General features: G+C 67.1%; 26 protein-coding genes. 10 read left to right on the top strand and 16 right to left on the bottom strand.

Features of this window, described 5'->3' with window-relative positions:
* From SCA01S_RS18885 to SCA01S_RS18870, 4 genes are all read right to left on the bottom strand, one after another.
* Positions 1-180, bottom strand: a complete 180-nt coding sequence (locus SCA01S_RS18885) for a hypothetical protein (RefSeq protein WP_062788197.1) — start codon at positions 178-180, stop codon at positions 1-3.
* Between the two features lie 83 nt (positions 181-263).
* Complete coding sequence (locus SCA01S_RS18880; RefSeq protein WP_062788195.1) at positions 264-1,424, bottom strand: M14 family metallopeptidase; 1,161 nt, start codon at positions 1,422-1,424, stop codon at positions 264-266.
* Positions 1,421-2,011 (bottom strand): DUF4136 domain-containing protein, encoded by a 591-nt coding sequence (locus tag SCA01S_RS18875; protein ID WP_022675724.1) that lies wholly within the window; start codon positions 2,009-2,011, stop codon positions 1,421-1,423. The genes SCA01S_RS18880 and SCA01S_RS18875 overlap by 4 nt, the downstream gene beginning before the upstream one ends.
* 109 nt (positions 2,012-2,120) lie before the next feature.
* Complete coding sequence (locus tag SCA01S_RS18870; protein WP_174544813.1) at positions 2,121-2,933, bottom strand: DUF4136 domain-containing protein; 813 nt, start codon at positions 2,931-2,933, stop codon at positions 2,121-2,123.
* A 222-nt stretch (positions 2,934-3,155) separates the two neighbouring features.
* Between SCA01S_RS18870 and ykgO the strand changes: the two genes are divergently transcribed.
* Complete coding sequence (gene ykgO, locus SCA01S_RS18865; protein ID WP_008069451.1) at positions 3,156-3,281, top strand: type B 50S ribosomal protein L36; 126 nt, start codon at positions 3,156-3,158, stop codon at positions 3,279-3,281.
* 183 nt (positions 3,282-3,464) lie between these two features.
* Positions 3,465-4,103: an HAD family hydrolase gene (locus SCA01S_RS18860; RefSeq protein WP_062788193.1), complete on the top strand. Its 639-nt coding sequence runs from the start codon at positions 3,465-3,467 to the stop codon at positions 4,101-4,103.
* 191 nt (positions 4,104-4,294) lie between these two features.
* Here SCA01S_RS18860 and SCA01S_RS18855 read toward each other — a convergent pair whose 3' ends face one another.
* Positions 4,295-5,620 (bottom strand): hemolysin family protein, encoded by a 1,326-nt coding sequence (locus SCA01S_RS18855; protein ID WP_022675721.1) that lies wholly within the window; start codon positions 5,618-5,620, stop codon positions 4,295-4,297.
* 184 nt (positions 5,621-5,804) lie between these two features.
* Between SCA01S_RS18855 and SCA01S_RS18850 the strand changes: the two genes are divergently transcribed.
* Positions 5,805-6,494 (top strand): YiaD family glycine zipper/OmpA-like lipoprotein, encoded by a 690-nt coding sequence (locus tag SCA01S_RS18850; RefSeq protein ID WP_022675720.1) that lies wholly within the window; start codon positions 5,805-5,807, stop codon positions 6,492-6,494.
* Positions 6,495-6,627: 133 nt separating this feature from the next.
* The gene (locus SCA01S_RS18845; protein ID WP_062788209.1) at positions 6,628-7,638 is read left to right on the top strand and encodes an aldo/keto reductase; all 1,011 of its coding nucleotides are present in this window, start codon (positions 6,628-6,630) and stop codon (positions 7,636-7,638) included.
* A gap of 7 nt (positions 7,639-7,645) precedes the next feature.
* On the opposite strand, the gene SCA01S_RS18840 is transcribed toward SCA01S_RS18845, so the two are convergent.
* Positions 7,646-8,428, bottom strand: coding sequence for an inositol monophosphatase family protein (locus tag SCA01S_RS18840; RefSeq protein ID WP_054132606.1), 783 nt, complete (start codon positions 8,426-8,428; stop codon positions 7,646-7,648).
* 206 nt (positions 8,429-8,634) lie between these two features.
* Here SCA01S_RS18840 and sucC point away from each other — a divergent pair, with 206 nt between their 5' ends.
* On the top strand, positions 8,635-9,834 hold the full coding sequence (gene sucC / locus SCA01S_RS18835; protein WP_022675717.1) for an ADP-forming succinate--CoA ligase subunit beta: 1,200 nt from the start codon (positions 8,635-8,637) through the stop codon (positions 9,832-9,834).
* A 3-nt stretch (positions 9,835-9,837) separates the two neighbouring features.
* Entirely contained in the window at positions 9,838-10,722 is an 885-nt protein-coding gene (sucD, locus tag SCA01S_RS18830) for a succinate--CoA ligase subunit alpha (protein WP_054132605.1), read from the top strand.
* 190 nt (positions 10,723-10,912) lie between these two features.
* Here sucD and SCA01S_RS18825 read toward each other — a convergent pair whose 3' ends face one another.
* The 6 genes from SCA01S_RS18825 to SCA01S_RS18800 all read right to left on the bottom strand — a co-directional run bounded on the left by SCA01S_RS18825 (position 10,913) and on the right by SCA01S_RS18800 (position 19,907).
* Positions 10,913-13,348, bottom strand: a complete 2,436-nt coding sequence (locus SCA01S_RS18825; RefSeq protein WP_062788191.1) for a ligase-associated DNA damage response DEXH box helicase — start codon at positions 13,346-13,348, stop codon at positions 10,913-10,915.
* Positions 13,349-13,391: 43 nt separating this feature from the next.
* The gene (locus SCA01S_RS18820) at positions 13,392-15,515 is read right to left on the bottom strand and encodes a hypothetical protein (RefSeq protein ID WP_062788189.1); all 2,124 of its coding nucleotides are present in this window, start codon (positions 15,513-15,515) and stop codon (positions 13,392-13,394) included.
* On the bottom strand, positions 15,512-17,218 hold the full coding sequence (locus SCA01S_RS18815) for an Hsp70 family protein (protein WP_062788188.1): 1,707 nt from the start codon (positions 17,216-17,218) through the stop codon (positions 15,512-15,514). The genes SCA01S_RS18820 and SCA01S_RS18815 overlap by 4 nt, the downstream gene beginning before the upstream one ends.
* 134 nt (positions 17,219-17,352) lie before the next feature.
* The gene (pgmG, locus tag SCA01S_RS18810) at positions 17,353-18,756 is read right to left on the bottom strand and encodes a phosphoglucomutase/phosphomannomutase PgmG (RefSeq protein ID WP_062788186.1); all 1,404 of its coding nucleotides are present in this window, start codon (positions 18,754-18,756) and stop codon (positions 17,353-17,355) included.
* A gap of 42 nt (positions 18,757-18,798) precedes the next feature.
* The gene (locus SCA01S_RS18805) at positions 18,799-19,083 is read right to left on the bottom strand and encodes a J domain-containing protein (protein ID WP_062788185.1); all 285 of its coding nucleotides are present in this window, start codon (positions 19,081-19,083) and stop codon (positions 18,799-18,801) included.
* Positions 19,080-19,907: a division plane positioning ATPase MipZ gene (locus tag SCA01S_RS18800; protein WP_062788184.1), complete on the bottom strand. Its 828-nt coding sequence runs from the start codon at positions 19,905-19,907 to the stop codon at positions 19,080-19,082. Before SCA01S_RS18800 ends, SCA01S_RS18805 begins: the two co-directional genes overlap by 4 nt.
* A gap of 120 nt (positions 19,908-20,027) precedes the next feature.
* On the opposite strand from SCA01S_RS18800, the gene panC reads away from it, so the two are divergent.
* Genes panC through arsC form a run of 4 tightly spaced genes read left to right on the top strand, consistent with a single transcriptional unit; the run spans position 20,028 to position 23,192 of the window.
* The gene (gene panC, locus SCA01S_RS18795) at positions 20,028-20,882 is read left to right on the top strand and encodes a pantoate--beta-alanine ligase (protein WP_062788183.1); all 855 of its coding nucleotides are present in this window, start codon (positions 20,028-20,030) and stop codon (positions 20,880-20,882) included.
* Positions 20,882-22,282 carry a D-alanyl-D-alanine carboxypeptidase/D-alanyl-D-alanine endopeptidase gene (gene dacB, locus SCA01S_RS18790; RefSeq protein ID WP_084391126.1) on the top strand — a complete coding sequence of 467 codons (1,401 nt, stop codon included), beginning with the start codon at positions 20,882-20,884 and terminating at the stop codon, positions 22,280-22,282. The genes panC and dacB overlap by 1 nt, the downstream gene beginning before the upstream one ends.
* Positions 22,283-22,314: 32 nt before the next feature.
* Complete coding sequence (locus SCA01S_RS18785; RefSeq protein WP_028657721.1) at positions 22,315-22,824, top strand: (2Fe-2S)-binding protein; 510 nt, start codon at positions 22,315-22,317, stop codon at positions 22,822-22,824.
* A 26-nt stretch (positions 22,825-22,850) separates the two neighbouring features.
* The gene (arsC, locus tag SCA01S_RS18780) at positions 22,851-23,192 is read left to right on the top strand and encodes an arsenate reductase (glutaredoxin) (protein ID WP_062788181.1); all 342 of its coding nucleotides are present in this window, start codon (positions 22,851-22,853) and stop codon (positions 23,190-23,192) included.
* Between the two features lie 114 nt (positions 23,193-23,306).
* Here arsC and SCA01S_RS18775 read toward each other — a convergent pair whose 3' ends face one another.
* From SCA01S_RS18775 to SCA01S_RS18760, 4 genes are all read right to left on the bottom strand, one after another.
* Positions 23,307-23,747 carry an ExbD/TolR family protein gene (locus SCA01S_RS18775; RefSeq protein WP_028657722.1) on the bottom strand — a complete coding sequence of 147 codons (441 nt, stop codon included), beginning with the start codon at positions 23,745-23,747 and terminating at the stop codon, positions 23,307-23,309.
* A 64-nt stretch (positions 23,748-23,811) separates the two neighbouring features.
* A complete protein-coding gene (locus tag SCA01S_RS18770) occupies positions 23,812-24,342 on the bottom strand; it encodes an ExbD/TolR family protein (protein WP_082209053.1) in 531 nt (176 codons plus the stop codon).
* Between the two features lie 130 nt (positions 24,343-24,472).
* Positions 24,473-25,234, bottom strand: a complete 762-nt coding sequence (locus tag SCA01S_RS18765; RefSeq protein WP_022675739.1) for a MotA/TolQ/ExbB proton channel family protein — start codon at positions 25,232-25,234, stop codon at positions 24,473-24,475.
* A gap of 84 nt (positions 25,235-25,318) precedes the next feature.
* Entirely contained in the window at positions 25,319-25,981 is a 663-nt protein-coding gene (locus tag SCA01S_RS18760) for an energy transducer TonB (protein WP_022675740.1), read from the bottom strand.
* Between the last annotated feature and the right edge of the window lie 80 nt (positions 25,982-26,061).

Here is a 26,061-nt window from a genome sequence, read left to right as displayed (position 1 = left end):
TCAGAACGGCAGCGCGCGGCCGGCGCAGATCAGCGCGGCGGCGCAGGCCAGGACCGGCACGCTGGCCAGCACGTGCCCGGCGCGGCCCGGCAACGTGGCGATTCCCCGGCCGTGCAGCATGCGGCTGGCCAGAGGCCCAACGTGGCGCATGGGGGCGGAAAGGGGCAGGATGCGGTCCATGCCCTGTCATGGCGCCAAAGGAATTAACGCGCCGTAAAGAGGGCGGGCTTGCCCGCCCTCCAACCGAAGGCACCTATCCGCGCTTAACCCTCTTGCGGTTGCAGCCATTCCCACAGCGAAGCCAGGCATTCGCGGGCCAGCAGCTTGCTGCGTTCCGCGCTCCAGCCATAGACCGGATCGGGCAGATCGGCATTGTCCTTGAACGGCATTTCCAGCGTCATCGCCACGCAGCCAAAGCGCTGCGCCACCTGGTTGGTGGACATCGCCAGGTTGCCCTGCCCCGGCCGGGCTTCGGGATAGCCACGGCGCACCTGGAAATCGGGACTGCGCCGATCGAGAATCGCGCGATAGCGCCGGTATCCGTCGAGCTGCGCGGGCATGAGGCCGGGAATGCCTTCAAAACCGGCCAGGAACACCGCCGGGATCGCCTCGTCACCATGCACGTCCATGGCAAAGTCCACCCCGGTGGCGTCCATCGCGTTGCGAATCGCCAGGACTTCCGGCGCGCGCTCGGCGGTCGGCTCGTGCCATTCGCGGTTGAGGTTTACGCCGATGGCATTGGTGCGCAGGTGTCCGCGCGCGCTGCCATCGGGGTTGCAATTGGGCACGATGTGGAACGTGCAGGCCTGGCGCAGCGCGCGGCCATGCGGGTCGGCCGGATCGGTGAGCATTTCCAGCGCCCCTTCCATCCACCATTCCGCCATGGTTTCGCCCGGATGCTGCCGGGCATAGAGCCACACCTGGCGTGGACCGGTGCCCAGCGTCAGGCAATCGATCGCCCGCCCGTCGAGCGACAGGCCCAGCACCTGGTGCGACACGCCCGGGCTGGCGGCAGCCTCGCTCACTAGGTCGTTGTGGCGTTCCAGTGAATAGGGCGCGAAATAGGCGAACCACACCTGGTCGCCCACCGGGCGATGGCGGATATGCAGAGTGCCGCCATCGCGACCACGGTCGAAATCGGATGCCGCGCGCGTCCATTCCTGGCGGTCTTCGGAAACGCAGGCGGAATAGCCGGGCCAGCCATCGGGATAGGCCGAGGTGTTAAGCCCGGTAATCGCCAGGTCCAGCTCGCGCCCGGCCACGCCGCTGACGCGGAAATAAAACCACTGGGCAAATTCGGACTGGTTGTCGCGGCGGATGGCCAGTGTGGCGCGGGCGCCATCGACGGCCAGCACCTCGATATTGCCGGCATCGAACGCGGCGTTGACTAGAATCGGGGCGGGGGCTGAATTTTCTTGCGTCATTTGACCGAGATAGTGTCACCCGACTTGCCGGGAAAGCCCGCAAACAGCGCATGGGCCATGCGCGGCGCCAAAACATCGGCCGATGCAGCGGCAGAGCCGGTCTTTTCGGCGTTTTCGGCGCGCCCTTCCCATAGCGGCTGGCCACTGACGCGATCGCGCAGCACCACGCGCAGGAACGTGGCATCGACGCGGCGCGGGCCGCCGCCGATGTTGAACCCCAGCCCCAGGCCAACCCCGCTGTGCCAGCCGCCGGTAGAGCCACCCAGCCCCAGGCTGACCGGGCCATTGCCGCCGCCACGCACCTGCGCCTCGCGCGAAACCTGCACTTCGGCCACGATATCGGCAGCGCCGGGCGTTGCAGCACCAAAGCCCAGGCCCGCCACTTCGCGTTGCACGGCCATCAGCCAGGGCTGGTCAGCAAGGCTTTGCGGATCGGCCGTCGGCCCACCGCCAACCGATACCACGGTCACGGCATCATGGCCTTGGCGGGCGGTAATCTCGGGCGTGGTAAAGCGGGTGACCTGCACCGGCGCTGCCAGGGCAGGCAGCGGTGCGGCCATCAGCATCACAAAAGCCAGCCTACGCATACCCTTTGCATCCTTCCTCAGGCGCCCGCTCGGTGCGGATCGTTCCGCTCGAGAGATAGGCATGGCACCGGGCCTGCTCAAGGGCGGCCAGGGCAGATCATGGCGCAGTTCAGGGGGTGCCCTCAGCCGGGGTAGCGCCGGCGGGCGCCAGGCCAGCGGCGCCATTACCGGGCGCGGCGGCATCGGCCACCACCACCTGGCCTTCGGGGAAGCGGGCAAACAGCGCCTTGGCCAGGCGTGCGGCCATCTTGCCGTCGTCCAGCCCGCCCTCGCCTTCGCGCGCCATCCCTTCGGCATGGCCTTCCCACAGCACGCGGCCGCTGGCCTTGTCACGGATGCGCACGTCCATGCGCGTGGCCACGATCGCCTTGGCCGGCTTGGTAAAGTCGAGAGCCACGCCCAGCGAAACGGCGGAGCCGTAGTTGCTCACCGTCGTGCTCATCGCGCCGCTGACCGGGGAATGCTTCTGCTCTTCAGGCACCACCACCTGGTGGCTGACCGCCACTTGCGCGATCTGCCCGGCATCACTCACCGTCTGGGTGTCATAGCCATGGCCCACCAGCGAATCGACCACTGCGGCCTCGTAAACCGGCAGCTTGTCAGGCGTCGGCTCATCGGCGCCCTGTTCCAGCGCATCGGCCGGGGCATCGACGCCAGCCACCACGATCCTGCCCTTGCCCAGCAGCGCCAGCGCATCGGCACTGCGATAGGATGTCACGTCGATGCGGCTCGACGGTTCGGCCGCCGTGGGTCCCCGGCGCGGGCCGTCAAAGCCGCCATACCCGCCCCAACCGGGGCCATAGCCACCACCCCAGCCGCCCCAGCCTTGCGCCTGCGCAGTGGCCGGCGCCACGGCGAGCAGGATCGGCGCCAGCGTGGCGGTGGCAGACAACGGCAAGAGCGCGCGCGAAAGGCGGAGCATGGCAGGAAATCCCATCGACAGGGCCGCAGCTGTGCCGAAAAACGGCTGTCGCGCGGCTGAACCATATGATTTAACGCATCGGCGCGCGAAACCCTCCATGCCCGGACCGGTTTATCCCCACAACCGCGATATGCCATGCCACGGTTGACTTTCCACAGGGGGGCCACTAACGGCGCACCTTCAGTTTCGCGCCCGGGTCGGATTCGGGCAAAGGGAATAGCCATGAAGATTCGCAACAGCCTGAAGTCGCTCAAGGACCGTCACCGGGACAACCGCGTGATTCGCCGCCGTGGCCGGACCTACGTGATCAACAAGACCCAGCGTCGTTTCAAGGCGCGCCAGGGCTAATCGCCCGGCGTGCGTGAACGTTGTGCCGCTCGCCGGCACGACGGAACGCTGATGCCAGCCCGCTTCCCGGCCCGGTAACCGCCTTGCTTGCGGCCCCGGTCCGGGAAGCGGGCTGGTTTCGTTTGTGCCTGCCGCCCGCCTGTGCCCCTGTCTGTCTGCCCCCTCCCCACGGATAACCGCGCGATGCCGCAAGCCCCGAATCAGTCTGTCATCAGCCGGCCGACCATCGTGGTGTGGGACGTGGGCCGCGTGCTGGTGGAATGGGATCTGGCGCTGCTCTATCGCGATGCCATTCCCGATCCGGCCGAGCGCGCCCGATTCGTAGCCGAGGTGGTGAGCGAGGAATGGCACGGGCAGCACGATGCCGGCGTGCCCTGGTCCACCATGGTCGCCGCGCGCAGTGCCGAATTTCCCCAGCATGCCACGCTGATCGCCCGCTATGCCAGTCACTGGCTGGAAAGCATCCCCGGCCCGGTGGCCGGCACGCACGATCTGGTGCGCCGCCTGGCCGCGCGCGGCGTTCCGCAATATGCGATCACCAATTTCGGCGTGGACGCCTGGGCGCAGTTCCGCCCGACTTTCCCCATCCTCGATCACTGCCGCGATATCGTCGTGTCGGGGGCGGAACGGCTGATCAAGCCCGATCCGGCAATTTTCGAGCTGGCGGCACGCCGATTCGGCCAGGCCCCCGAAACCATGCTGTTCATCGACGACAATGCCGCCAACATCGCCACGGCCCGCGCGCTAGGCTGGCACACGCACCACTTTGCGCAAGGTGCGACTGCCCTCGAAGCCGATCTCCTGGCCCACGGCCTGCTCTAGGCCGTGCCTGCAAATCCTTGCCGTATAGACCTTCGTCACCCCGGACATGATCCGGGGTCCCGCTTTCTTTGCGCCAAGCACATACGGTTAAGGTAAAAAGCGGGACCCCGGCTCGAAGGCCGGGGTGACGCTGGAAAGGCGAAACGACCCAAACCTGCCACGCGGCGGTTCGGCCAGCCAATGCCTCGCTCTTACCCGTCGAGTTCCACCGGCGGGGTGGCCGCCTTGGCGCGCTGGATCAGCAGCTTGTCGATCTTGCGGCCATCCATGTCGACCACTTCGAAGCGCCAGCCTTGCTCGGCAAAATGCTCGCCCTCGGTGGGCAGCTTGCGCAGCACGGACAGGGCAAATCCTGCTGCCGTGGCATAGTCGCGGTCTTCGGGCAGATCGATGCCCAGCCGATCGGCCATGGCATCGGCCGGCAAGGCGCCGGCGATCAGCAGCGAGCCATCCTCGCGCTCCACGATCATCGGCGCATCGCCTTCATCGCCATGGGCCACGAAATTGCCAGCAATCGCGGCCAGCAGATCGGCCGGGGTGACGATACCCTCGAGATGGCCATATTCATCATGGACCAGGGCCATGGCCACTTCGGCCTGCTGGATCACCCGCAGCGCGTCCATGGTATCGAGCCGATCGGGCACGATCGCCGGCTTTTTCATCAGGCTGGCCAGCGCCGGCTCCACCCCGCGCAGCCGCGCCGCCAGGATGTCGCGCACCTTGACCACGCCGACAATGCGATCGACCGAACCATCGGCCACCAGCAGCAGCGAATGCGGGCTGTCTTCGATGGCCTCGTCCAGGTTGGCCGGCTGTGCGTCCTGCTCGATCCAGTGCAGTTCGATGCGCGGCGTCATCACCTCGCGCACCGGGCGGTCAGCCAGGCGCATCACGCTGGCCATCAGCGCGCGCTCCTCCTCCTCGATCACGCCAGAGCGGGTAGCTTCGGCGAAGATCATCTGCAGTTCCTCGGCCGTCACTTCCTGTTCGCCGCCCTTGGCCAGGCCCAACAGGCGCAGGATCAGGCCCGATGAGCGGTTGAGCGTCCAGACGAACGGCGCCGTCACGCGCGACATCACCACCATCGGCCGGGCCGCGACTACGGCGATCGGCTCTGCCGCGTTCAGTGCCAGCTGCTTGGGCACCAGTTCGCCCACCACTAGGCTGAGGTAGGTGGTCACCGCAATGACCAGGGCAAAGCCGGCCTCGGCGGCATAGGCCGCCGGCACGCCCAGCGCGGCCAGCCGCTCTCCTACCGGGCCGCCCAGGCTCGATCCGGAATAGGCACCGGCGACGATGCCCACCAGGGTGATCCCAATCTGCACGGTCGACAAAAATTTTCCGGGATCGGCAGCCAGTTCCAACGCCACTTTCGCGCCGCCGCTGCCGCCTTCGGCCAGAACCTTGAGGCGGGCTGGCCGTGCCGAGACAATGGCCAGTTCCGACATGGAAAACAGGCCGTTGAGCACGACAAGGCCCAGGATCACGAGGGCGTCTGGCCACGGAAAAGAGGTCACGAGACGGCCCCTAGCAGATTTGCGCCGCGCCGCGAAGTCCCTCCGGTGTGGCTACGGTTGCCGCCAGCATTCGGGAACCATTCAGGCGGCGCTGGTGTATTGGGCTTGTCCGAATTACCGATCATGTCGGGAGGCCTGGCGGGCACAATTGCCGGGGCCGAGGATGAAAGAAGGGGTATTTGTCATGAAATTCAGTCGGGTGCTTGTCTCCAGCATGTGCGCCGTGTCGCTGGTCAGCCTGTCGGCCTGCGTCACCGATCCCAACACCGGCCAGCAGAAGGTGTCGCGCACCGCGATCGGTGCTGGCGCGGGCGCCCTGGGTGGCCTGCTGCTCGGCGGCCTGATCGGTGGTGGCACCGGCCGCATCGTTGGCGCGGGCATCGGCGGCATCGCCGGCGCGGCCGTGGGTTACACCATGGACAAGCAGATCAAGCAGCTGCGCGAACAGACCGCCGGCTCGGGCGTCGACGTGACGCCGACCGACAATGGCCAGGCGATCCTCGTCAACCTCCCCAACGGCGTGACGTTCGACACCGACAGCACGATGATCAAGCCCGCGTTCCGCGACACGCTCGACCGCGTCGCCCAGTCGCTGGTGCAGTATCCCAACTCGCTGATCGACGTCTATGGCCACACCGATTCGACCGGGTCGGATGCCTACAACATGACCCTGTCGCAGAACCGTGCGCAGGCCGTGGCTGATTACCTGTCGTCGCGTGGCGTGGCCCCGGCCCGTATCCGCGCACAGGGCTTTGGCAAGACCCGCCCGGTCGCCTCCAACGCCACCGAGGAAGGCCGCGCCGCCAACCGCCGCGTGGAAATCAAGATTGTGCCGGTGACGCAGGACGACGTGGCCCGCGCCCGCGGCCAGTAAGCCGCAACGGCCTTGGCCCTTGTAAAGGGGGCGCCATCCAGACCGGATGGCGCCCCTTTTCGTTTGCCCCTCATGCCGGTTGACGCAGCGCACCATCGGCTGGCATTCCCCGCGCCAACAAGGAGATACCGCAATGTCCACCGCTTCGCACCGCTTCCGCACGCTGGCCGGCAAAGCCATGAACCCGATCGGGCTGGGCTGCATGTCGCTGAGCTGGGCCTATGGCGAGCGGCCGACCGACGCCGACGGTATTGCCTTGCTGCACCGCGCGATCGACGTGGGCTATGATCACTTCGATACCGCGCGCCTCTATGGGCAGGGGCATAACGAAACGCTGGTGGGCCAGGCGCTCAAGGGCAAGCGCGACAAGGTGTTCCTTGCCAGCAAGATGGGCATCTTCGCCAGCGGCGAAAAGCGCGGGGTCGATTGCCACCCGAACACGATCCGCGCCGAGCTGGAAAAGTCGCTGACCCTGCTGCAGACCGATCACATCGATCTCTATTACATGCACCGCCGCGATTTCACCGTGCCGATCGAGGATTCGGTGGGCGCGATGGCCGACCTGATCAAGGAAGGGAAGATCGGCGCGATCGGCCTTTCTGAAATGTCGGCCGATACGCTGCGCCGCGCGGCCGCCGTCCATCCCATTGCCGCGATGCAGACCGAATATTCGCCGTGGACGCGCCAGGCAGAAATTGCCGTGCTCGACGCCTGCCGCGAGGTGGGCACCACGTTCGTGGCGTTTTCCCCGGTTGCGCGCGGCGTGCTGGCCAATGGCGTGCGCGATCCGCAGGCCCTGGAAGACGGCGACATCCGCAAGGCCATGCCGCGCTTTGTCGGCGAGAACTGGGTGCATAACCTGGCGCTGGTCGATGCCTTCAACGCCATCGCCGCGCGTGAGGGCGTCACCCCGGCACAGCTCTCGCTGGCCTGGGTGCTGGGCAAGGACGATCACATCGTCGCTATTCCCGGCACCGGCAAGATCGCCCACCTCGAGGAAAACATCGCGCGCTGGGAGTGGCAGATCCCCGCCGCCGTCACGGCAGAGATCGACGCGCTGATCAACCAGCAGACCGTCGCCGGCCACCGCTATGCCCAAACGATCCGCGCCACGATCGACACCGAGGATTTTGCCGAGGCCTGATCCCGGCCTAGCCGCGCAGGGCCTTGGACGTGGCGGGAGAAACCAGCGCACGGGCGGCTTCGTGGATCGCCGGTGCGCTGACCAGCACGCCGAACGCGCGCGGATCGGGCTTGTTGAACAAGAGGTCCGCGCCATGCGCGTCGGTCACCAGGGCGCCGGCTTCCTGCGCGATCAGCGCGGCAGCGGCAATGTCCCACTCATAGCCCCAGCGCCAGGTCGCCAGCAGATCCGCCTCGGCCGCCGCGACCATGGCCATGCGCAGCGCGATCGAGTTGGGCTTGTCGACCATGACCAGGTCCACCTCGGTCGGCGGCCGCAGGTCCATCGGCATGCGCGCGCCGCTCAGCGCCATGCGCTGGCTGGCAACCAGCGGCACGCCATTGCGCGTGGCGCCCTGCCCGGCCATCGCCAGCCACACCTCGTCACGCGCCGGCGCGGCAAGGATGGCCGCGATCGGGCGCCCCGCCGCAACCAGCGCGACAGAGACTGCCCAGCCCGGCCGGCCGCGCACGAAATCGCGGGTGCCATCCACCGGATCGACCACCCAGCACAGCCCCCGCTCCAGCCGGGCAGGATCATCGGCAGATTCTTCCGACAGCCATCCAGCCTCGGGCAGCAGGGCGCCAAGCTGGTCGTGCAGAAAGGAATCGACCGCAAGATCGGCCTCGCACACCGGATCGTTGTGCCCCTTGTCCCATATCCTGGGGGCATGGCCGTGGCCCGGCCACAGGGCCAGCGCCTTGGCGGCGGCTTCCTCGACGATGGTTGCAAGGGTGACGGGATCGATCATGCCTGGCCCAGCCTTGGGCGCACGATTCCCGATTGGCAAGAGGGGGCAAGAACGCTGCCCGGCGCCACTGCCAGCTAGCGATTCCGACAGTGCGCAGATTAATCGCGCAATGAAGGTCTTTGCAACTGCGAAAACCTGTGCTTATGGCAGCGCGGAAAACACGGCGCTACGCCCTCCCTTCACTCATACGTAAGCGGGGATCCTGCATGAACGTCCACGAATATCAGGCCAAGGAACTGCTCGCCAAGTTCGGCGTCGGCATTCCTGCCGGCATCGCCGCCCTCACGGTCGAAGAAGCGGTGGCTGCGGCCAAGCAGCTGCCCGGGCCGCTCTATGTCGTCAAGGCGCAGATCCACGCCGGCGGCCGCGGCAAGGGCAAGTTCAAGGAACTGCCGGCCGACGCCAAGGGCGGCGTGCGCCTCGCCAAGAGCATCGAGGAAGTCGAAAGCTTCGCTCAGGAAATGCTCGGCAACACCCTCGTCACCGTGCAGACCGGTGAAGCGGGCAAGCAGGTCAACCGCCTCTACGTGACCGATGGCGTTGATATCGCTAAGGAATACTACCTTTCGCTGGTGGTTGACCGTGCCACTGGCCGCGTTGCCTTGATCGTCTCGACCGAAGGCGGGATGGACATCGAAGAAGTCGCCCACGCGACTCCGGAAAAGATCACCACGATCACCATCGATCCGGCCCAGGGCTTCATGCCCCACCACGGCCGCGCCGTTGGCTTTGCGCTGAACCTGTCGGGTGACCTCAACAAGCAGGCCGCCAAGATCGCGCAGCAGCTCTACACCGCGTTCGTCGCGCTCGATTGCGACATGCTCGAAATCAATCCCTTGGTGGAAACTAAGGACGGCAAGCTGCTCGTCCTCGACACCAAGATGAGCTTCGACTCGAACGCGCTCTATCGTCACCCCGACGTTGTTGCGCTGCGGGACGAAACCGAGGAAGACCCCGCCGAAATCGAAGCCAGCAAGTATGACCTGGCCTACATCAAGCTCGATGGCGACATCGGCTGCATGGTCAACGGCGCGGGCCTGGCCATGGCGACGATGGACATCATCAAGCTCAACGGCATGTTCCCGGCCAACTTCCTCGACGTGGGCGGTGGCGCCAACAAGGAAAAGGTGACGGCCGCGTTCAAGCTGATCCTGTCGGACCCGGCGGTGAAGGGCATTCTCGTCAACATCTTCGGCGGCATCATGAAGTGCGACATCATCGCCGAAGGCATCGTTGCCGCGGCCAAGGAAGTGAACCTGCAGGTTCCGCTCGTCGTGCGCCTCGAAGGCACCAACGTGCAAGCGGGCAAGGACATCCTCGCCAACTCCGGTCTCCCCATCGTTCCGGCCAACGACCTTGGTGATGCTGCCAAGAAGATCGTCGCCGAAGTGCAGAAGGTCGCCTGATCCATGAGCATTCTGGTCAACAAGAACACCAAGGTCATCACCCAGGGCATGACCGGTGCCACCGGCACGTTCCACACGGAACAGGCCCTGGCCTATGGCACGCAGATGGTCGGCGGCGTGACGCCGGGCAAGGGCGGCACCACCCACATCGGGCTGCCCAACTTCAACACCGTGGCCGAAGCCAAGCACGCCACCGGCGCGACCGCATCGTGCATCTACGTGCCGCCGCCATTTGCTGCCGATTCGATCCTCGAAGCGATCGACGCGGAAATGGAACTGATCGTGGCGATCACCGAAGGCATCCCGGTGCTCGACATGGTGCGCGTCAAGCGCGCGCTGGCCGGTAGCAAGTCGCGCCTGATCGGCCCGAACTGCCCCGGCGTGCTGACGCCCAACGAATGCAAGATCGGCATCATGCCCGGTTCGATCTTCAAAAAGGGCTCGGTCGGCGTGGTCTCGCGCTCGGGCACGCTCACCTATGAAGCCGTGTTCCAGACCTCGAACATCGGCCTGGGTCAGACCACGGCCGTCGGCATCGGCGGCGACCCGGTCAACGGCACCAACTTCATCGACGTGCTGGAACTGTTCCTGGCCGACGATGAAACCAAGTCGATCATCATGATCGGTGAAATCGGTGGCGACGCGGAAGAACAGGCCGCGCAGTTCCTGATCGACGAAGCCAAGCGTGGCCGCAAGAAGCCGATGGCCGGCTTCATCGCCGGTCGCTCGGCTCCTCCGGGCCGCCGCATGGGCCACGCCGGGGCGATCGTCTCGGGCGGCAAGGGCGATGCGGAAAGCAAGATCGCCGCGATGGAAGCCGCGGGCATCCGCGTCTCCCCCTCGCCGAGCCTGCTGGGCGAAACCCTGGCCGAAGTGCTCAAGGGCTGATCAGCCAAACCGCTGACAAAAAAGGGCCGGAAGGGAAACCTTCCGGCCTTTTTTGTTGGGTTACCCCCTCCACCACCTGCTGCGCGGGCGGTCCCCCTCCCATCACGATGGGGAGGATCAGATCCTCCCTGTCGCGCAGCGACGGGGAGGGGGACCGCCGGCGTAGCCGGTGGTGGAGGGGTAAAAAACGCTAATCCGCCCGCATCGCCAGCCCGCCCAGGCTTTCCGCCTCGATCACCAGTTCGTCATCGGCCTCGCCCTGGGCCACGCTTTCGCGCCCGATCATCACCAGCACCGGCACGGCCAGCGGCGTCACCCGGTCCAGTTCCACATGCACCAGTTCTGCCGCCGAACGGTCGAGCAGGTCAGCCAGGCGGCCCACATCGGTCATGCGCGCGCGGGCATCGGCCCAGGCGGCCTCGATCAGCACGTGGTCGGGCTCATACTTGCGCAGCACGTCATAGATCAGGTCGGTGGAGAAGGTTACCTGCTTGCCGCTCTTGCGCTTGCCCGGATGCTGCCGCTCCACCAGGCCGGAAATCACCGCCACTTCGCGGAACGCCCGGCGCAAGAGGTGCGAGTTCTGCACCCAGTCGACGAATTCGTCGGTGAGGATGTCGGGCGACAGCAGCGGCGCGGGATCGGTGATCGGGCGCAGGCTCCACACTGCCAGGGCATAGTCGTTGGCGACAAAGCCCAGCGGCGCCAGGCCCAGTTCCTCCATGCGCCGGGTGATCAGCATGCCCAGCGACTGGTTCGCGTTCCACCCCTCGAACGTGTAGAACACGCTATAGGCACGGCCGCGATAGGGAAAGCTTTCGACCAGCAGTTCGCCCGGCGCGGGCAGGCGGCTGCGCCAGTCCTGCATTTCCAGCCATTCGCGCACGTCGTCGGGAAACCGCGCCCAGGTGCCGCGGTTGGCCAGCATCGCCTGCACACGGGTGGACAGATGCGTGGTCAGCGGCATGCGCGCGCCGCCATAGCTGGGGATCTGCCCGGCCTTTTTCGCCGCGCGCACCACCAGTTCCAGATCGCGCACACCTTCCACTTCCAGGTCGAGCCCGGCAAAGCGGAACGTATCGCCCGGGCTCAGCTGCGCGCCGAAATGCTCTTCCACTTTGCCCAGCGAGCGCCCGTTGCGAAAGCGCACCTCGAGCATTTCGGAATCGACGATGATCCCGGCATTGAGGCGATGCCGCGCCGCCTGTTCCGGGTGCGTCAGCCGCCAGGTACCGGCCTTGTCGCGCACGATCCGGGCAAAGCGATCATAGGCACGCAGCGAATAGCCGCCGGTCGCCACGAAATCGAGCACCCGGGCAAACACCGCCTCGTCCACCCAGGCATAGGGCAGGCAGGCGCGCACCTCCTGCAGCAGCGCGGCTTCCTCGAACGGGCCGGCACAGGCACAGCCCATCACATGCTGGGCCAAAACATCAAGCCCGCCGGGGCGGAAATCCTCGCCATCGCGCTGGCCCTCGTGCACGGCATCGCGCGCGGCCATCGCCTCCAGGTATTCAAAGCGGTTGCCCGGCACCAGCACCGCGCGGCTCGGCTGGTCCAGCCGGTGGTTGGCACGACCGATGCGCTGCAGCAGGCGCGAGGAACCCTTGGGCGCGCCCATCTGCACGACCAGGTCGATATCGCCCCAGTCCACCCCCAGATCGAGGCTGGCGGTGCAGACCAGCGCGCGCAGCTCGCCGCGCGCCATTGCCCCTTCGACCTTGCGCCGCGCCTCGGCCGACAGCGAGCCGTGGTGGATGCCGATCGGCAGGTTGCCCTCGTTGGCATCCCACAGCAGCTGAAAGATATATTCGGCCAGAAAGCGCGTGTTGGTGAACACCAGCGTGACGCGGTTGGCGCGGATCATCTCGATCAGTTGCGGCACGGCCCAGGCGGCGGCATGGCCGCCCCACGGCACGCGCTCTTCCTGCGGCAGCAGGATTTCCACCTCGGGCGGGGCGCCGGTTTCGCCCTCGACCAGAGAAACAGTGTCAATCTCGCCCCAGGGGGCCAGCCAGCCGCGAAAGCTTTCGGGCTCGGCCACGGTGGCCGACAGCGCTGCGCGTTGCAGATCGGGGCTGATCGCCTGCAACCGCCCCAAGGCCAGCGCCAGCAGATCGCCGCGCTTGCCCGTGGCAAAGGCATGGATCTCGTCGATCACCACCCGTTTCAGCCCGCCGAAGATTTCAGACGCCTCGGGATAGCTCAGCAGCAGCGACAGCGATTCGGGCGTGGTCAGCAGAACATGCGGTGGCTTGGCCCGCTGCCGCGCCTTGCGATCGGACGGGGTATCGCCACTGCGCGTTTCCACCCGCAGGTTGAGGCCCATTTCGGCGATCGGCGTCAACAGGTTGCGCTGCACATCGTGCGCCAGCGCTTTCAGCGGCGAGATATAGAGCGTGTGCAGGCCGTCAGGGGGTGGCGCATCGCCCAGGCGCGAGGGGCAGAACGCCGCCAGCGTCGGCATGAACCCAGCCAGCGTCTTGCCCGCGCCGGTATCAGCGACCAGCAACGCATGCTGCCCGGCGTCAGCCGCCGCGAGCATGTCGGCCTGGTGCCGCCGCACCCGCCAGCCACGCCCGGCAAACCAGTTATCGATTTCGGGCGGGATCATGGCCATCGTCATAAGATAGGTAGGCTGCCCCGCCGCTGCGAGAGGCACAGCGCGTTCACAGCAAACGCAAAATCGGCTGGCGCCCGGCGCCCTTCCAGTTCAGCGCGGCCTTGAGCAACGCGATCTGCACCGTGCAGACCGTAGCGGGCAATCCCTCCCCGTTGAATGCGCGCCGCACCGCGCCTTCGGGAAGACCGGTCGTCTGGATGATCTGGGCGATGATCGGCCCCGGAATGTTATAGCTGCGGGTGTAGCGATCGGGCTGGGGCGCATCGATTTCGCCCGATGCCAGCATTGTCCGCGCCAGCTTCTGCTGCCGCTCCAGCGCGGCGCCGGTCAAGGCCGAACCCTTGGGCAGATCCTCCCAGTGGTAGACCTTGAGGCAGGTCTCTGCTCCATCGGCTTTCGCCGCCATCAGCATGTCGAGGCGCCAGCGCGCCAAGGCATCGAGCCGTGCCGGCCCGGCGTGGGCGCGCGCATAGAGCAACCGCTGCGTCAGCACCACCTGGCCCTGGTGCGCGAGTTCGCCGGGATCGGCGGTGAGATGCCGATTGGCGTTGATCGTGCCGGCAAAGTTGGGATTTGCCTTGCGCAGATCGGCATAAGACATGCCCGGCCCGAACAGTTGGTGAACCACATCGGCCAGCAGCGGGTCGGCCGCCGGATCAAAGGGGGCATTAAGCGGCTGCCCCGGCGCGGCAGGAGCGCTGGTTTCATAGGCTGCCTGCGGCGGTGACGCTGGGTGGTCCTGCCCATAATCGGCAATGGCGATCACCAAACGTACCAGCCCGATCAGCACGATCGCGATCCAGCCAAAGTTCCTGCCGATACCGCCACCGCTGCCGCCTTGCGGCTCCCACGCGGCGACGAGGACAGGATTGAAGTGCTGTTCCAGCTCGGGGAAATTGCTGCGTACGCCCTCGATCAACTGGCGCACCTGGCGCCGCGACACGAACAGGCCCTTGCGCGTGCCCGTCCGGGTCAGTTCGGCCCAGGCCTTGTGCAGCGGGTGAGCCTTGTCCTGCACCTTGCGGGCAAAGCGCAGGCCGCGCAGCCGCGCATTGAGGAAGGCGATCACCGGCCGCTCGTTCAGCGTGCCGCGTTCCCTTTCCCAGCCAAGCGCCTGCGCCGCCGGTTCCAGCAGCGGGGCAGAGCGCGGCCAGGATTGCGCGAGCAGATCAGCGAGCCAGGTCTCGATCTCTTCCGATCGTTCCACCTGGGCCATGTGCGCCTCGCCCAGCAGGGTTTGCAGATGCGCGAGGGCCGCCGCTTCCTCCACACCGTCGAGCGGCGCCTCGCTGCCACCCTCGGGCATCAGCGCGACGAACAACGCGTCTTGCGGCGGGTGGGCCGTGCGCACCAGCGGCTGGCTGCCCAGGCGCGAGATCAAGAACGCCACAGCCGGCGAATCGCCCGTGGTCGCCGGCCGATCGGCCCAGCCGAACGCCTGCGCGGCGCGGTCGAGCAGCGGCGCCGCGCGCGGCCAACTGCGCGCCAGGGTTTCGGCGAGCCATTCCTCGGTGCGGGACCACAGGTCCACGCCGCCGGCATCGGCCTGGGCGATCAGCCGATCGAGCAGGGCCAGGGCGGCCGCGCGATCGTCTGCGGTCAGGCCAAACTCGGTGCCCGGCCCGGCGAGCAGCAGATCGTGCAAGGCATGGTCGGCGCGCGTTTGGGGTTGTTGGCGCCCAAGGCTTACCCCCGGCGCATCGGCTGCCCCGGCCAGAACGATCGGTGCCAAGGTGGGTCGCTGCACCACGAACTGATCATCGGCCGGACCGCGCGCCGGCGCAAACGGCAAAGCCGGCACCAGCGCATCGTGGCCATGGTCGTGCCCGGCACGTACGGTGCCTGTGTCGGCATGCCCGTCCAGCCGGGGCGCGGCGTGGGGCCAAGTGCCCGGCGGGGTATCGTCAGCCGCCTCTGCCGCTGTTGCGCGCTCGTCTTCCACCGCCACGGGCAGCGCGGCGGGATCGCCCGGCGCATCGGGCGCACTGGCCTGCGCCGCCTGGCTGCGCGCCCAGGCCAAAGCCGTATCGCGCGCCTGGCGTAGCGCGGCAAAGCCGGCAACATCGGCGTCCACGTCCATCGCCCGCAGCGCATCGGCATAGGCGCGGCGGATCGCGCCCTGATCGGGGGTTGGCGCGATGCCCAGGCGGCCCCAGGCGCCGTCACTCACAGTGGCATCTCCGCGTCCAGGCTGTCGAGCCGGGCGGCAAGGTCGGCATGGGCCTGGGCAATGGCGCGATGGTCCTGGCTTTCCAGCGCAGACTGGAATGCGATGATCCACTGGCCGATCACCGTGCGCACATCGCCCAGGTGATCTTCCCACATACGCTCTGCCCGGGCGAGCAGGGCCTGGTTGCCGGCGTCCTCGCGCGGGTGAACTTTCAGCGCGGCCAGGGCACGGCGGCGACGGTCGAGTTCCGCATCGTCCTTGCGGTCCTCCTCGTCCACGAACACCACGTTGCGGCTTTCCCCGGTCAGCGGGATCGACACGTCCACCTCCAGCAGGCCGGAACTGTCATAGCTGAAGCGCACGTCCACCTGCACATCGCCCGCCGGACGCGGCGGCACGGCAATATCCACCGCGCCCAGCCGGACATTGCCTGAAACCTCGCGCGCCTCGCCCTGATAGATGCCGAATTCCACCCGTCGCTGGTTGTCGCCCATCGTCTGGAAATAGTGCACGCGGCTGACCGGCACGGGGGTATTGCGCTCGATGATCGGGGTGAACAGACCGCTGACAATGCCGCCACGGCCATCGCGCTCGCTGCGGTCCACGCCCAGGGTGAACGGACAGACATCGGTGATGCGTACTTCGTCCAGCCCGCCATCGCGCGCGATCAGCCCGCCCTGGATCGCCGCACCCAGCGCCACGGCATGATCGGGATGCACGGTGGAATTGGGAAAGCGGCCGAACAGCCGCGTGATCGCCTTGCGCACCACTGGCATGCGCGTGGCCCCGCCCACCAGCACCACTTCGGAAAGGCTGGCCGTATCGATCTGGCTGTCGCGCAGGGCGCGCACCACCGGATCGCGCAGCCGGCGCAGCAAGGGTTCGGCCGCCGCTTCCAGATCGGCCGCGCTTACGCGGGTCGCCAAGCGTTGCTCGGCCACGGTCAGCGCCAGTTCCGCCTCGCCCGTGTCAGACAACGCGCGGCGCGTGCGTTCGGCTGCCTGGAGCAGCAGGGCGCGGGCGTGTTCGGGATTCAGCCGGTCGAGCAGGCGATCGGGATCGAGCCGCGCCCGCACTGCGCCAGCCAGCGCCGCGTTGAAATCGTCGCCACCCAGGCGGTTGTCCCCGGCAGAGGCGCGCACCTCGACGATGCCGGCAAACATCTCCACGATCGAGACGTCGAACGTGCCCCCGCCCAGGTCGAACACCAGGAACGGCTCATGCTCGCCCCGGCTGGCAAGGCCAAACGCCAGCGCCGCCGCCGTCGGCTCGTTGATCAGGCGGCGCACCGATAGGCCGGCCAGTTCACCGGCGCGTCGCGTCGCCTTGCGCTGCTTGTCGTTGAAATAGGCCGGCACGGTGATCACCGCCTCGGTCGGCACGGTGCCGGTCTGCGCGGCCACATCATCGCGCAGGCTGGCGAGGACCAGGGCGGAAAGCTCTTCGGCGCTGAACGTGTTCCGTCCCAGCTTGAGCTTGTGGTCGGTGCCCATGTAGCGCTTGAAGCTGACCTGGGTGACGCCATCCTTGGCGGCCATCCGCTCCAGCGCGGCCTGGCCCACCAGCGTGGTGCCATCGGGCAGGACGGACACCGCCGATGGCGTCAGCATCTGCCCCAGCGCATTGGGCACCAGTTGCGCCGCCTCTCCATCCCACAGCGCCACGGCCGAATTGGTGGTGCCAAGGTCAATCCCGATGATCATGCGCGCGTACCCGTTGCCATCGGACGATCATGGCCGGGCGAGGGCGACGATGGCAAGACGATACCCGCTCCAATCACGTTCAGATCAACCTGGCATGGCGCTGCGATCGCGCCAGAAAACGGAACGGGTCCGTTTCAATGCGGCACTTGTTCCGTGCGGGCCAGGCCCGACAGCGCCAGTTGCGCGTCGATCTGCTGCATCAGCCGGGCCAGCCCTGCCTCGCTTTCGCTTTCCGCCCGCGCCACCAACACGGCCTGGGTATGCGAGGCGCGCAGCAGCCACCAGCCATCGGGCGTGGTCACGCGCACGCCATCAATTGCCACCATGTCGGCGCCTTGCGCCTCAAGCCGTGCTTTCACCTCTTCCACCGCGGCAAACTTGCGCGCTTCATCCACGGCAAAGCGCAATTCGGGCGTGGCGATGGTATCGGGCATCGCGCCGCGCAGGTCCCTGATCGACCGGCCCAGCCGCGCCGCAGCCGCGATCAGGCGGATCGCGGCATAGATGCCATCGTCAAAGCCGTACCAGTCATCGGCCAGGAACACGTGGCCGCTCATTTCACCCGCCAGCAGCGCACCGCTTTCGCGCAGGCGGGTCTTCATGTGCGAATGGCCCGATTTCCACATCTGCGCCTGCCCGCCCAGCGCCCGTACCCGATCGAACAGCGCGCGCCCGGTCTTGATATCACCCAGCACCAGCGCGCCGGGACGGCGAGAGAGCAGGTCTTGCGCCAGGATCATCACGATCTGGTCGGCCCAGATCACCCGGCCCAGCCCATCGACCGCGCCGATGCGATCGGCGTCGCCATCGAACGCTACGCCGAAATCGCAGCCATGTTGCACCACCGCCTGGCGCAGATCGGCAAGGTTTTTCTCCACCGTGGGATCGGGATGATGGTGGGGGAAGGTGCCATCCACCTCGGCAAACAGCAGCCGGTGCTGCCCCGGCAGACGCGCCACCAGGCGTTCCAGCACTGGCCCGGCGGCGCCATTGCCAGCGTCCCACGCCATGCTCAGCCCGGCCAGGCTGGCGCGGTCGATCCCGTCGAGTCCCTTGAGCAGGCGATCGACATAGGCATCGAGCACGGTGACGCTGCGCACCGTGCCGGTGCCGCTGTCCCAATCGCCGGCCTGCGCCTGGCGCCCCAGATCCTGGATCGCCTCCCCGAAAAAGGGCTGGCCATCGCGCACCAGCTTGAAACCGTTGTGATGGGCGGGGTTGTGGCTGCCGGTGATCTGGACGCCCGCAGCCACGCCCGGCAGTGTCAGCGCCGCGAAATAGAGCATCGGCGTGGGGCCAAGGCCGATCCGCACCACATCGGCGCCGCTCGCGCTCAGGCCTTCGACCAGGGCGTGTTCCAGGATCGGAGAGCTGACGCGGCCATCCATGCCCACCACCACTGCGCCGCCACCCGCGCGCACCACCTGCGTGCCAAAGCAGCGCCCGATGGCACGGGCATCGTCGGCGCCCAGGCTTTCGCCGAACACGCCGCGCACATCGTATTCACGCAGGATCGTGGGATCAAAGCTGTGGTTCATGGCCTGCCCTCCGGCCGTGTGGCAGCGCTGCCGTTCGCCGGCTCAGCGACGATCGACCAGCCGGGCCAGCAGCAGGTCGCGCGCGGCGTTGGCTTCGTGCACCGCTTCGTTGCTGCCGCCGCGATCGGGGTGGACCATGGCCAAAAGGCGGCGATGCGCCTCGATGATCTGTTCGCGCCTCGCATCGGTCCCCACGCCCAGGAGATTGCGCGCCCGGGTTTCAGCAATCGAACGCGTGTCGCGCTGGCCCAGTTCCCATGGCCAGCGCTGGGTCAGCGCCTTGACCGCCACGCAGACCAGCGCCGCCAGCAGCAGCAGCTTGGTCACGCGACGTCCACCATCGGGGTCGCCTGGCCAGAAGCGGTGCGGTGATTGGCAGGCGGCAGGTTGAGCCCGGCCACCAGGGTGCGCAATTCCTGGCGCGCTACGAGGTGGCTGGTGCCCAGTTCGCCCAGATGCCCCTTGTCGAGCAGCGTGAGGCCGCTGGGAAACAGCTCGCGATAGATCACGCGTTCCGACAGGCCATTGGAAATGCGGAAGCCCACGCGCTTGGACAGCTCGTTGAGTGCCTGGTCGATGCGCTTCTGGTTGCGCGCTTCCACATGCTGGGTGCGGTTGCGCACCACCACCCAGTCCATCTCGCGCCGGGCATCGCGGATCGTGGCCATGGCGCGCTTCTTGCGCGCTTCCCAGATCAGCTCGGCATAGAACGACAGGCGCCGCACGCGGAAGGTTTCGGCGTCGACCTGGCCGATGAGGTCAAAGTCGACGAAGCTGTCGTTTAGCGGGGTGACCAGGGTATCGGCGCTGGTGGCCACGTGGCGGGCCAGCGGATCATCGCGGCCCGGCGTGTCGAAGATCAGGAAATCATGGTCCTGCGAAAGATCGGCCACCACCGCGTCCAACGCCTCGGGCGTGGTATCGTTGAACACCACGTGGGTGGCGTTGGGCAGCGGGATCTGGCGGCGGCGCGCGGTCTCGTCGCGGTTCTGGAGATAGCGGTGCAGCGTTGCCTGGCGATTGTCGAGGTCGATCGCGGCGACCCGCGCCCCCTGATAGGCCAGGGCCACGGCCACGTGGACGGCGGTGGTCGATTTGCCGGTGCCGCCCTTTTCGTTGGCGAAAACGATGCGATGGGGACCTGTCGACACGCGGGCTCTCTCTCGATCTGGGGCGGTTAACCGAACGCTTGAACACCCGGTCCACCACGGCTAGGGGAAACCCCGCCGCGCGGCCGGTTGTTGCCCCGGCTTAAAGGAGAGGCACCCGGCGTGCAAACCATCTATCGCCTGGACGACCTGCGCGCGGCCGTCGCTGCATCCAAAACAGGGGAAAAAACCCTGGCCCTGGTGCCAACCATGGGCGCGCTGCACGAAGGCCACCTCACGCTGGTGCGCCGGGCGCGCGAACTCGCCGATGCCGTGGCGGTGTCGATCTTCGTCAATCCGCGCCAATTCGCCCCCGGCGAAGATTTCGACGCCTATCCCCGCCGGCTGGAAACCGATGCGGCCCTGCTCGCCCGTGAAGGCGTGGATATCCTGTGGGCCCCGGCGCCCGACGAAGTCTATCCCCAGGGCTTCGCCACGACCGTTTCGGTGGCCGGCCTTGACGAGCCGCTGTGTGGCGCGGCCCGGCCCGGCCATTTCGATGGCGTGGCCACGGTGGTGTGCAAGCTGTTCAACCAGGTGCAGCCCGATTTCGCGCTGTTCGGGGAAAAGGACTGGCAGCAGCTGGCGATCATCCGCCGCATGGCGCGCGATCTTGACCTGGCCTTGCCGCGTGCCGACGCGATCATCGGCGTGCCCACCGTGCGCGAGGCCGATGGCCTGGCGCTGAGCAGCCGCAACCAGTACCTCACGCCCGCCGAACGCAGCCAGGCCGCCGCCCTGCCCCGCGCGATCGAGACTGCGATCGCCAGCCTGCGTGCCGGGGGCGATGCCGATGCCGCCCTGGAAACCCTGCGCACCACGCTGCTGCGCGGCGGCTTTGCCCGTGTCGACTATGCCGAACTGCGCGACGCTGAAACGCTCGACCTGCTCGATGCGCTGGGCAGCCGCCCGGCCCGCGTGCTGGTGGCCGCGCACCTGGGCAAGGCCCGCCTGATCGACAACTGGCCGGCCAACTGATGCGCGGCTGGCGCCCTGCCCTGGCCGTGGTGCTGCTGGGCTTGGCGCCGGTGGCCCATGGCCAGGCCGGCGATGACCTGGAGCCGATCCTGGCCGGGCTGCCCGCAGGGGCGCGCATCGGCCTGATCGCGATCGACGAAACCGGGGCGGTGATAGCCGCGCGCAATGCCGACGCGCGCATGGTGCCAGCCTCTACCACCAAGCTGTTCACCACCGCGGCGGCCCTGGCGCTGCTGCCCGCCACCGATCAGCCCGATACCACCGGCGGCGCGAGTGTTTCCCTGGAAGGCCGCCCCGACCGGCCCGACGTGGTCTTGCGCGGGCACGGCGATGCGCGCCTGTCTTCTACGCCCGATTGCGCGGTCGATTGCCTGGCCACCCTGGCCGATGCCGTGGCCGCGCACACCCATCAGGTCGGCGCGGTGATCGGTGATGATCGCGCCATGGCGGACGAACGCTGGCCCTCAGGCATGAGCTGGGACAACATGGCCACGCCCTCGGGCACGGCGATTTCCGCGCTCACGCTGGATGACAATATCGCCGTGGCCGCAATCGACGCGGCAGCCGCTGGCACAGCCGACAGCCCCGCCCGGATAACCCCGCCAGCGGGCCTCACCATCAGCGGCACCGTGCGCATCGGCACCGGCGATCAGCCTGCCCTCACCCGCCGCACCCTGCCGGGGTCAGACGCCTGGCGCATCGATGGCGTGGTTCCCGCCGGCAAGACCTGGCGCATACCCCTGGCCCTGGCCGATCCGGCAGCGCGGGCAGCATGGGTGCTGCGCGGGATGCTGGTGGCACGCGGCGTGACGGTGCGCGGCAGCACCCTGGCCCGCCATCGCGATGGCGCCGTGCCGGCCGAGCCGCCGGTGCTGGCGCGGCTGGTGCCCTCGCCCTTGCGCGACGATGTGGCGCTGACCTTGCGGCAAAGCCAGAACCTCCATGCCGAACTGCTGCTGCGGCGCCTTGCCGCCTCTGGCACGGTGGCCGATGGCATCACCGCGCGGATGGCGGCGCTGCAAGCGGCCGGCCTGCCGCCGGGCAGTGTCAGCCTCTATGATGGCTCGGGCATGTCGACCTACAACCGCGTTACCCCGCGCGCACTGGCGCTGCTGCTGCGCTGGGGGCAGGCGCAGCCGTGGGGTTCAGACTGGATCGCGGGGTTTCCCGTCGCCGGGCAGACCGGTACGCTCAAGGCACGGCTCAAGGGCACCCCGCTGGAGGGCAGGCTACGCGCCAAGACCGGCACCTTGCTGGGCACGCAGGCCCTTGCCGGCTTCCTGCCGACCGCCGCTGGCCATACCCTGGCCTTTGCCGTGCTGGTCAACGATCTGCCCGATGGGACCAGCGCGACACCGGTGGTCGATGCCTTGCTGCTGGCCCTTGCCGCGCAGCATTGAGCCTGGCCGCGCCGGCACTATAACCGGGCGCCATGGCCAGCCTTACCATCAATGCCCAGCCGCTCGACATTCGTCTGCCCGATGACACGCCGCTGTTGTGGGCCTTGCGTGATGCCGCCAATCTGACCGGCACGAAATACGGCTGCGGCACGGGGGAGTGTGGCGCCTGCACGGTGATGGTCGATGGCCAGGCGATGCCCAGTTGCACGCTGTCGCTGGGCGAGGCCGAGGGCCGCAGCGTGACCACGATCGAAGGGCTCTCACCCGATCGTAACCATCCGGTGCAGCAGGCCTTTGCCGCCGAACAGGCGATCCAGTGCGGTTTCTGCACACCCGGCCTGGTCATGGCCGCCGCCGCCCTACTGGCGCACAATGCCGATCCGGCCGAGGCCGACATTGCCGCCGCGCTGCCCCATGTCTGCCGCTGCGGCGTACAGCCCCGCCTGGTCCGCGCGGTGCAGCGCGCCGGGCGCATCCTGCGCGGCCAGGAACCCCCGATCCGTCTGCCAGCGCCGCGCACGGCGACCACCGGCGGCTACTGACCCTTTCCGCATTAAGGAGAACGACCATGCATGCCACGATCTGGCACAATCCCGCCTGCGGCACTTCGCGCAATACGCTGGCCCTGCTTCACGAGGCCGGCGCGCAGGTGACGGTGATCGAATATCTCAAGACCCCGCCGAGCGCGGACAAGCTGACGCAGCTCTATCGCGATGCCGGCATCACCCCGCAACAGGGCCTGCGCCTCAACGGCACCGACGCGGCCGAGCGCGGCCTGCCCCAGGCAGATGACGCCACGGTGCTGGCTGCGATGGTGGCGGAGCCCAAGCTGATCGAACGCCCGCTGGTGGAAACCGACAAGGGCGTGCGCCTGTGTCGGCCCAAGGAGAAAGTGTTCGAAATCCTCTGACCGGCGTAACGCCGGCGGGCCGCCTGGGGCGCGGGCAAAGAAAAAGGGGCGGATCACTCCGCCCCTTGATCTGGTTTCCGGCGTGGCAGCCGGAGGAAACGGGCCGGTTAGGGCTTACTGCGCCGCCTTGCCGAAGGTGGCGTAGTTTTCGTTCCCGACGAAGCCGAACTTGGTCACCTTCGATTCGGTGATGTCCTTCAGCAGTCGGTTGGCCGTTTCATAGCTGGCATAGGCTTCCGGCTGGAACTGCAGTTCCGGTTCCGGATTCATCGCCTTGGTCGCCTGCAGCAGCGAGATCAGGTTGCCTTCGGTAATGGTCGAGCCATTCCAGAGGATCTGACCGGTCTGCGTCAGGATCAGCTTGTTCTTCACCGGGTCAACGTGAGGCATGTTCGTAGGCGGGGTCGCCTGCGGCAGGTTCACGTTGACCGAGTGCGTGGCCACGGGGATGGTAATGATGAACATGATGAGGAGCACGAGCATGACGTCGATCAACGGCGTCGTGTTCATTTCCATCATCGGCGCGCCATCGTCCTTGCCGCCGCTCATTGCCATGGGTTTTACTCCTGTTCGCCGTGCGTGCCCCGAAGGACACGCCCCGGACGGTGTCCGTCAGGCGTTAGCCGTTGGGATCGACCGGGGTGGAGATGAAGCCGACCTTGGGATAGCCCGCAGCCTGCACGTTGTAGATCGCACCGGCGACACACTTCCACGGAACATTGACGTCGCCACGGATGTGCACTTCGGGGATCTTTTCCGGGTCCATGTTGGCCGCGCCGCCTTCACGCTTCACGATCGCGTCGAGACGATCGAAAGCCTGCTTGTACAGCTCGGTGTTGTCCACCGGAGTCACGTTGTTGAAATAGACGCGGCATTCGCCGTTGCGAGAAGAGCCCTGATAGCCCGGTTCGCGCGGGCTACGGCCATTCGCGTCGGTCGCCACAACAGCGAGAAGCAGGTTTTCCACCTTGTCCTGGGTTTCTTCCGAGGCAAGGACGGGAACCTTGAGCTTTTCGATGGTCTGGATCGCGACCGGCACCGCGATGAGGAAGATGATCAGCAGCACCAGCATCACGTCCACGAGCGGCGTGGTGTTGATGTCCGACATCGGGCGTTCTTCTCCGCCAGCGCCGCCTACAGACATTGCCATTGGTTACATCCTATCCGATTGAAGCCGCGGGAGGGGCCAGGGTGTGGGCTTGAAAGGGCCGCCCTGGCCATGACCCGCGTTCTGCGGACAAGGCCGGCGACAGGATTGCTGCCGGCCTTGGGGTGACAGCTTACTTCTTGACCGGAGCAGCAACCGGGGCAGCCGGCTTGGCGGCCGGAGCCGGACCAACGGCGGGCTTCACGGCGCCCTTCGAGGTGATGTTGGCAAGAACGTCGGTCGAGAAGCCCTGGAGCAGCTCGGCGATCTTCTTGTTGCGCGACTGCAGCCAGTTGTAGGCAAGCACGGCCGGCACGGCGACGAGCAGACCCAGCGCGGTCATGATCAGAGCTTCACCGACCGGACCCGCGACCTTGTCGATCGAGGCCGAACCGGCAAGGCCGATGGCGATCAGAGCGCGGTAGATGCCGACCACGGTACCGAACAGACCGATGAACGGCGCGGTGGCGCCCACGGTGGCGAGGAAGGGCAGGCCGCCAGCGAGGCGAGCGTTGATCGAAGCTTCCGAGCGAGCGAGCGAACCGTGCAGCCAGTCATGGGCTTCCAGGGAGTCGGTCATCTTGGCGTGCTGGTCTTCAGCGGCGATGCCGTCGTCGACGAGCTGGCGCCATGCGCTGTTCTTGTCCAGCTTGGCAGCGCCTTCGCGCAGGGTGGGGGCGCGCCAGAAGTTGGCGAGCGCCTTGTACTGGCCAAGGATCTTCGCCTGTTCGAAGTACTTGGTGAACAGGATGAAGAACGAGCCGAACGACATGATGCCCAGGATGGTCACCGTGGCGTACGAAATGAAACCGCCAGCCTGCAGGGCTTCAACGAAGCCGAACTTGTTCTGCGGCGCGGCATTGGCCGCAGCAGCGGCAAGCGTCTGGATAAACATTCGGGTCTTCCTCTCAAGAATTCGATAGCAAGTGCAAAAGGCTGCGCATGGACGATGGCATATCCGAAGGGGTGATGGAGATCATCAATCCTTCGGGATCTGCCAACGCACCGAACTGCTGTACGTGCTGCCGACCGGCTGGCCGTTCTGGGTGCCGGGCTTGAAGCGCGCACGGCGCATCAGGTTCTGGCACGTTGCAGCGTCCAACTCTTGGTTGCCCGAAGAGCGCGTAACCGAGCAGTTGGTTGGCCGGCCGCTGGCGTCATATTCCAGACGGAAGCCGGTCGTCCCTTCGGCGCCTTCACGCAGTGCGCGCGAGGGGTAGTCGTTCGACGTCACCCAGTCACCCGGGTTGCCACGCGGCGTGCCGGGAACCGGCGGCGGCGGCGGCGGCGGGGCCGGGGGAGCCGGCGGAGCCGGAGGCAGCACGACCGGAGTCGGCGGCGGTGCGACCGGCGGCGGCGTCGTCACAGCCTGAATCGGCGGAGGAGCCAGATTCAGGTTGATCGGCGGCGGCGGCGCAACGATCGGTGGCGGCGGTTGATCAGGCTGCTTCGGGGGCGGCGGTGGCGGCTCCTTCGGCTTTTCCTCTTCGATCTTGACCGCGGTGGTCACGTCCTTGATCTTCTTGAACGCCGAGTAGGCAAGGCCGGTGACCAGCGCATACCCCACGACGACATGAAGAACAGCAACGATGATGAGCGCGGTGATCTTGTTACCGCTCATCTGTTGGTCAGCGTATGCCATTCAGCTCCATTACTCCTGAACGTCCTAGCCAAGCCCGACACATCGCCCACAGGACAACGCCAATCGCGCCCGAAAAGGAC

This window comes from Novosphingobium capsulatum NBRC 12533, assembly GCF_001598375.1.
Taxonomy (GTDB): domain Bacteria; phylum Pseudomonadota; class Alphaproteobacteria; order Sphingomonadales; family Sphingomonadaceae; genus Novosphingobium; species Novosphingobium capsulatum.
This window is presented reverse-complemented; position numbering and strand designations above follow the sequence as displayed.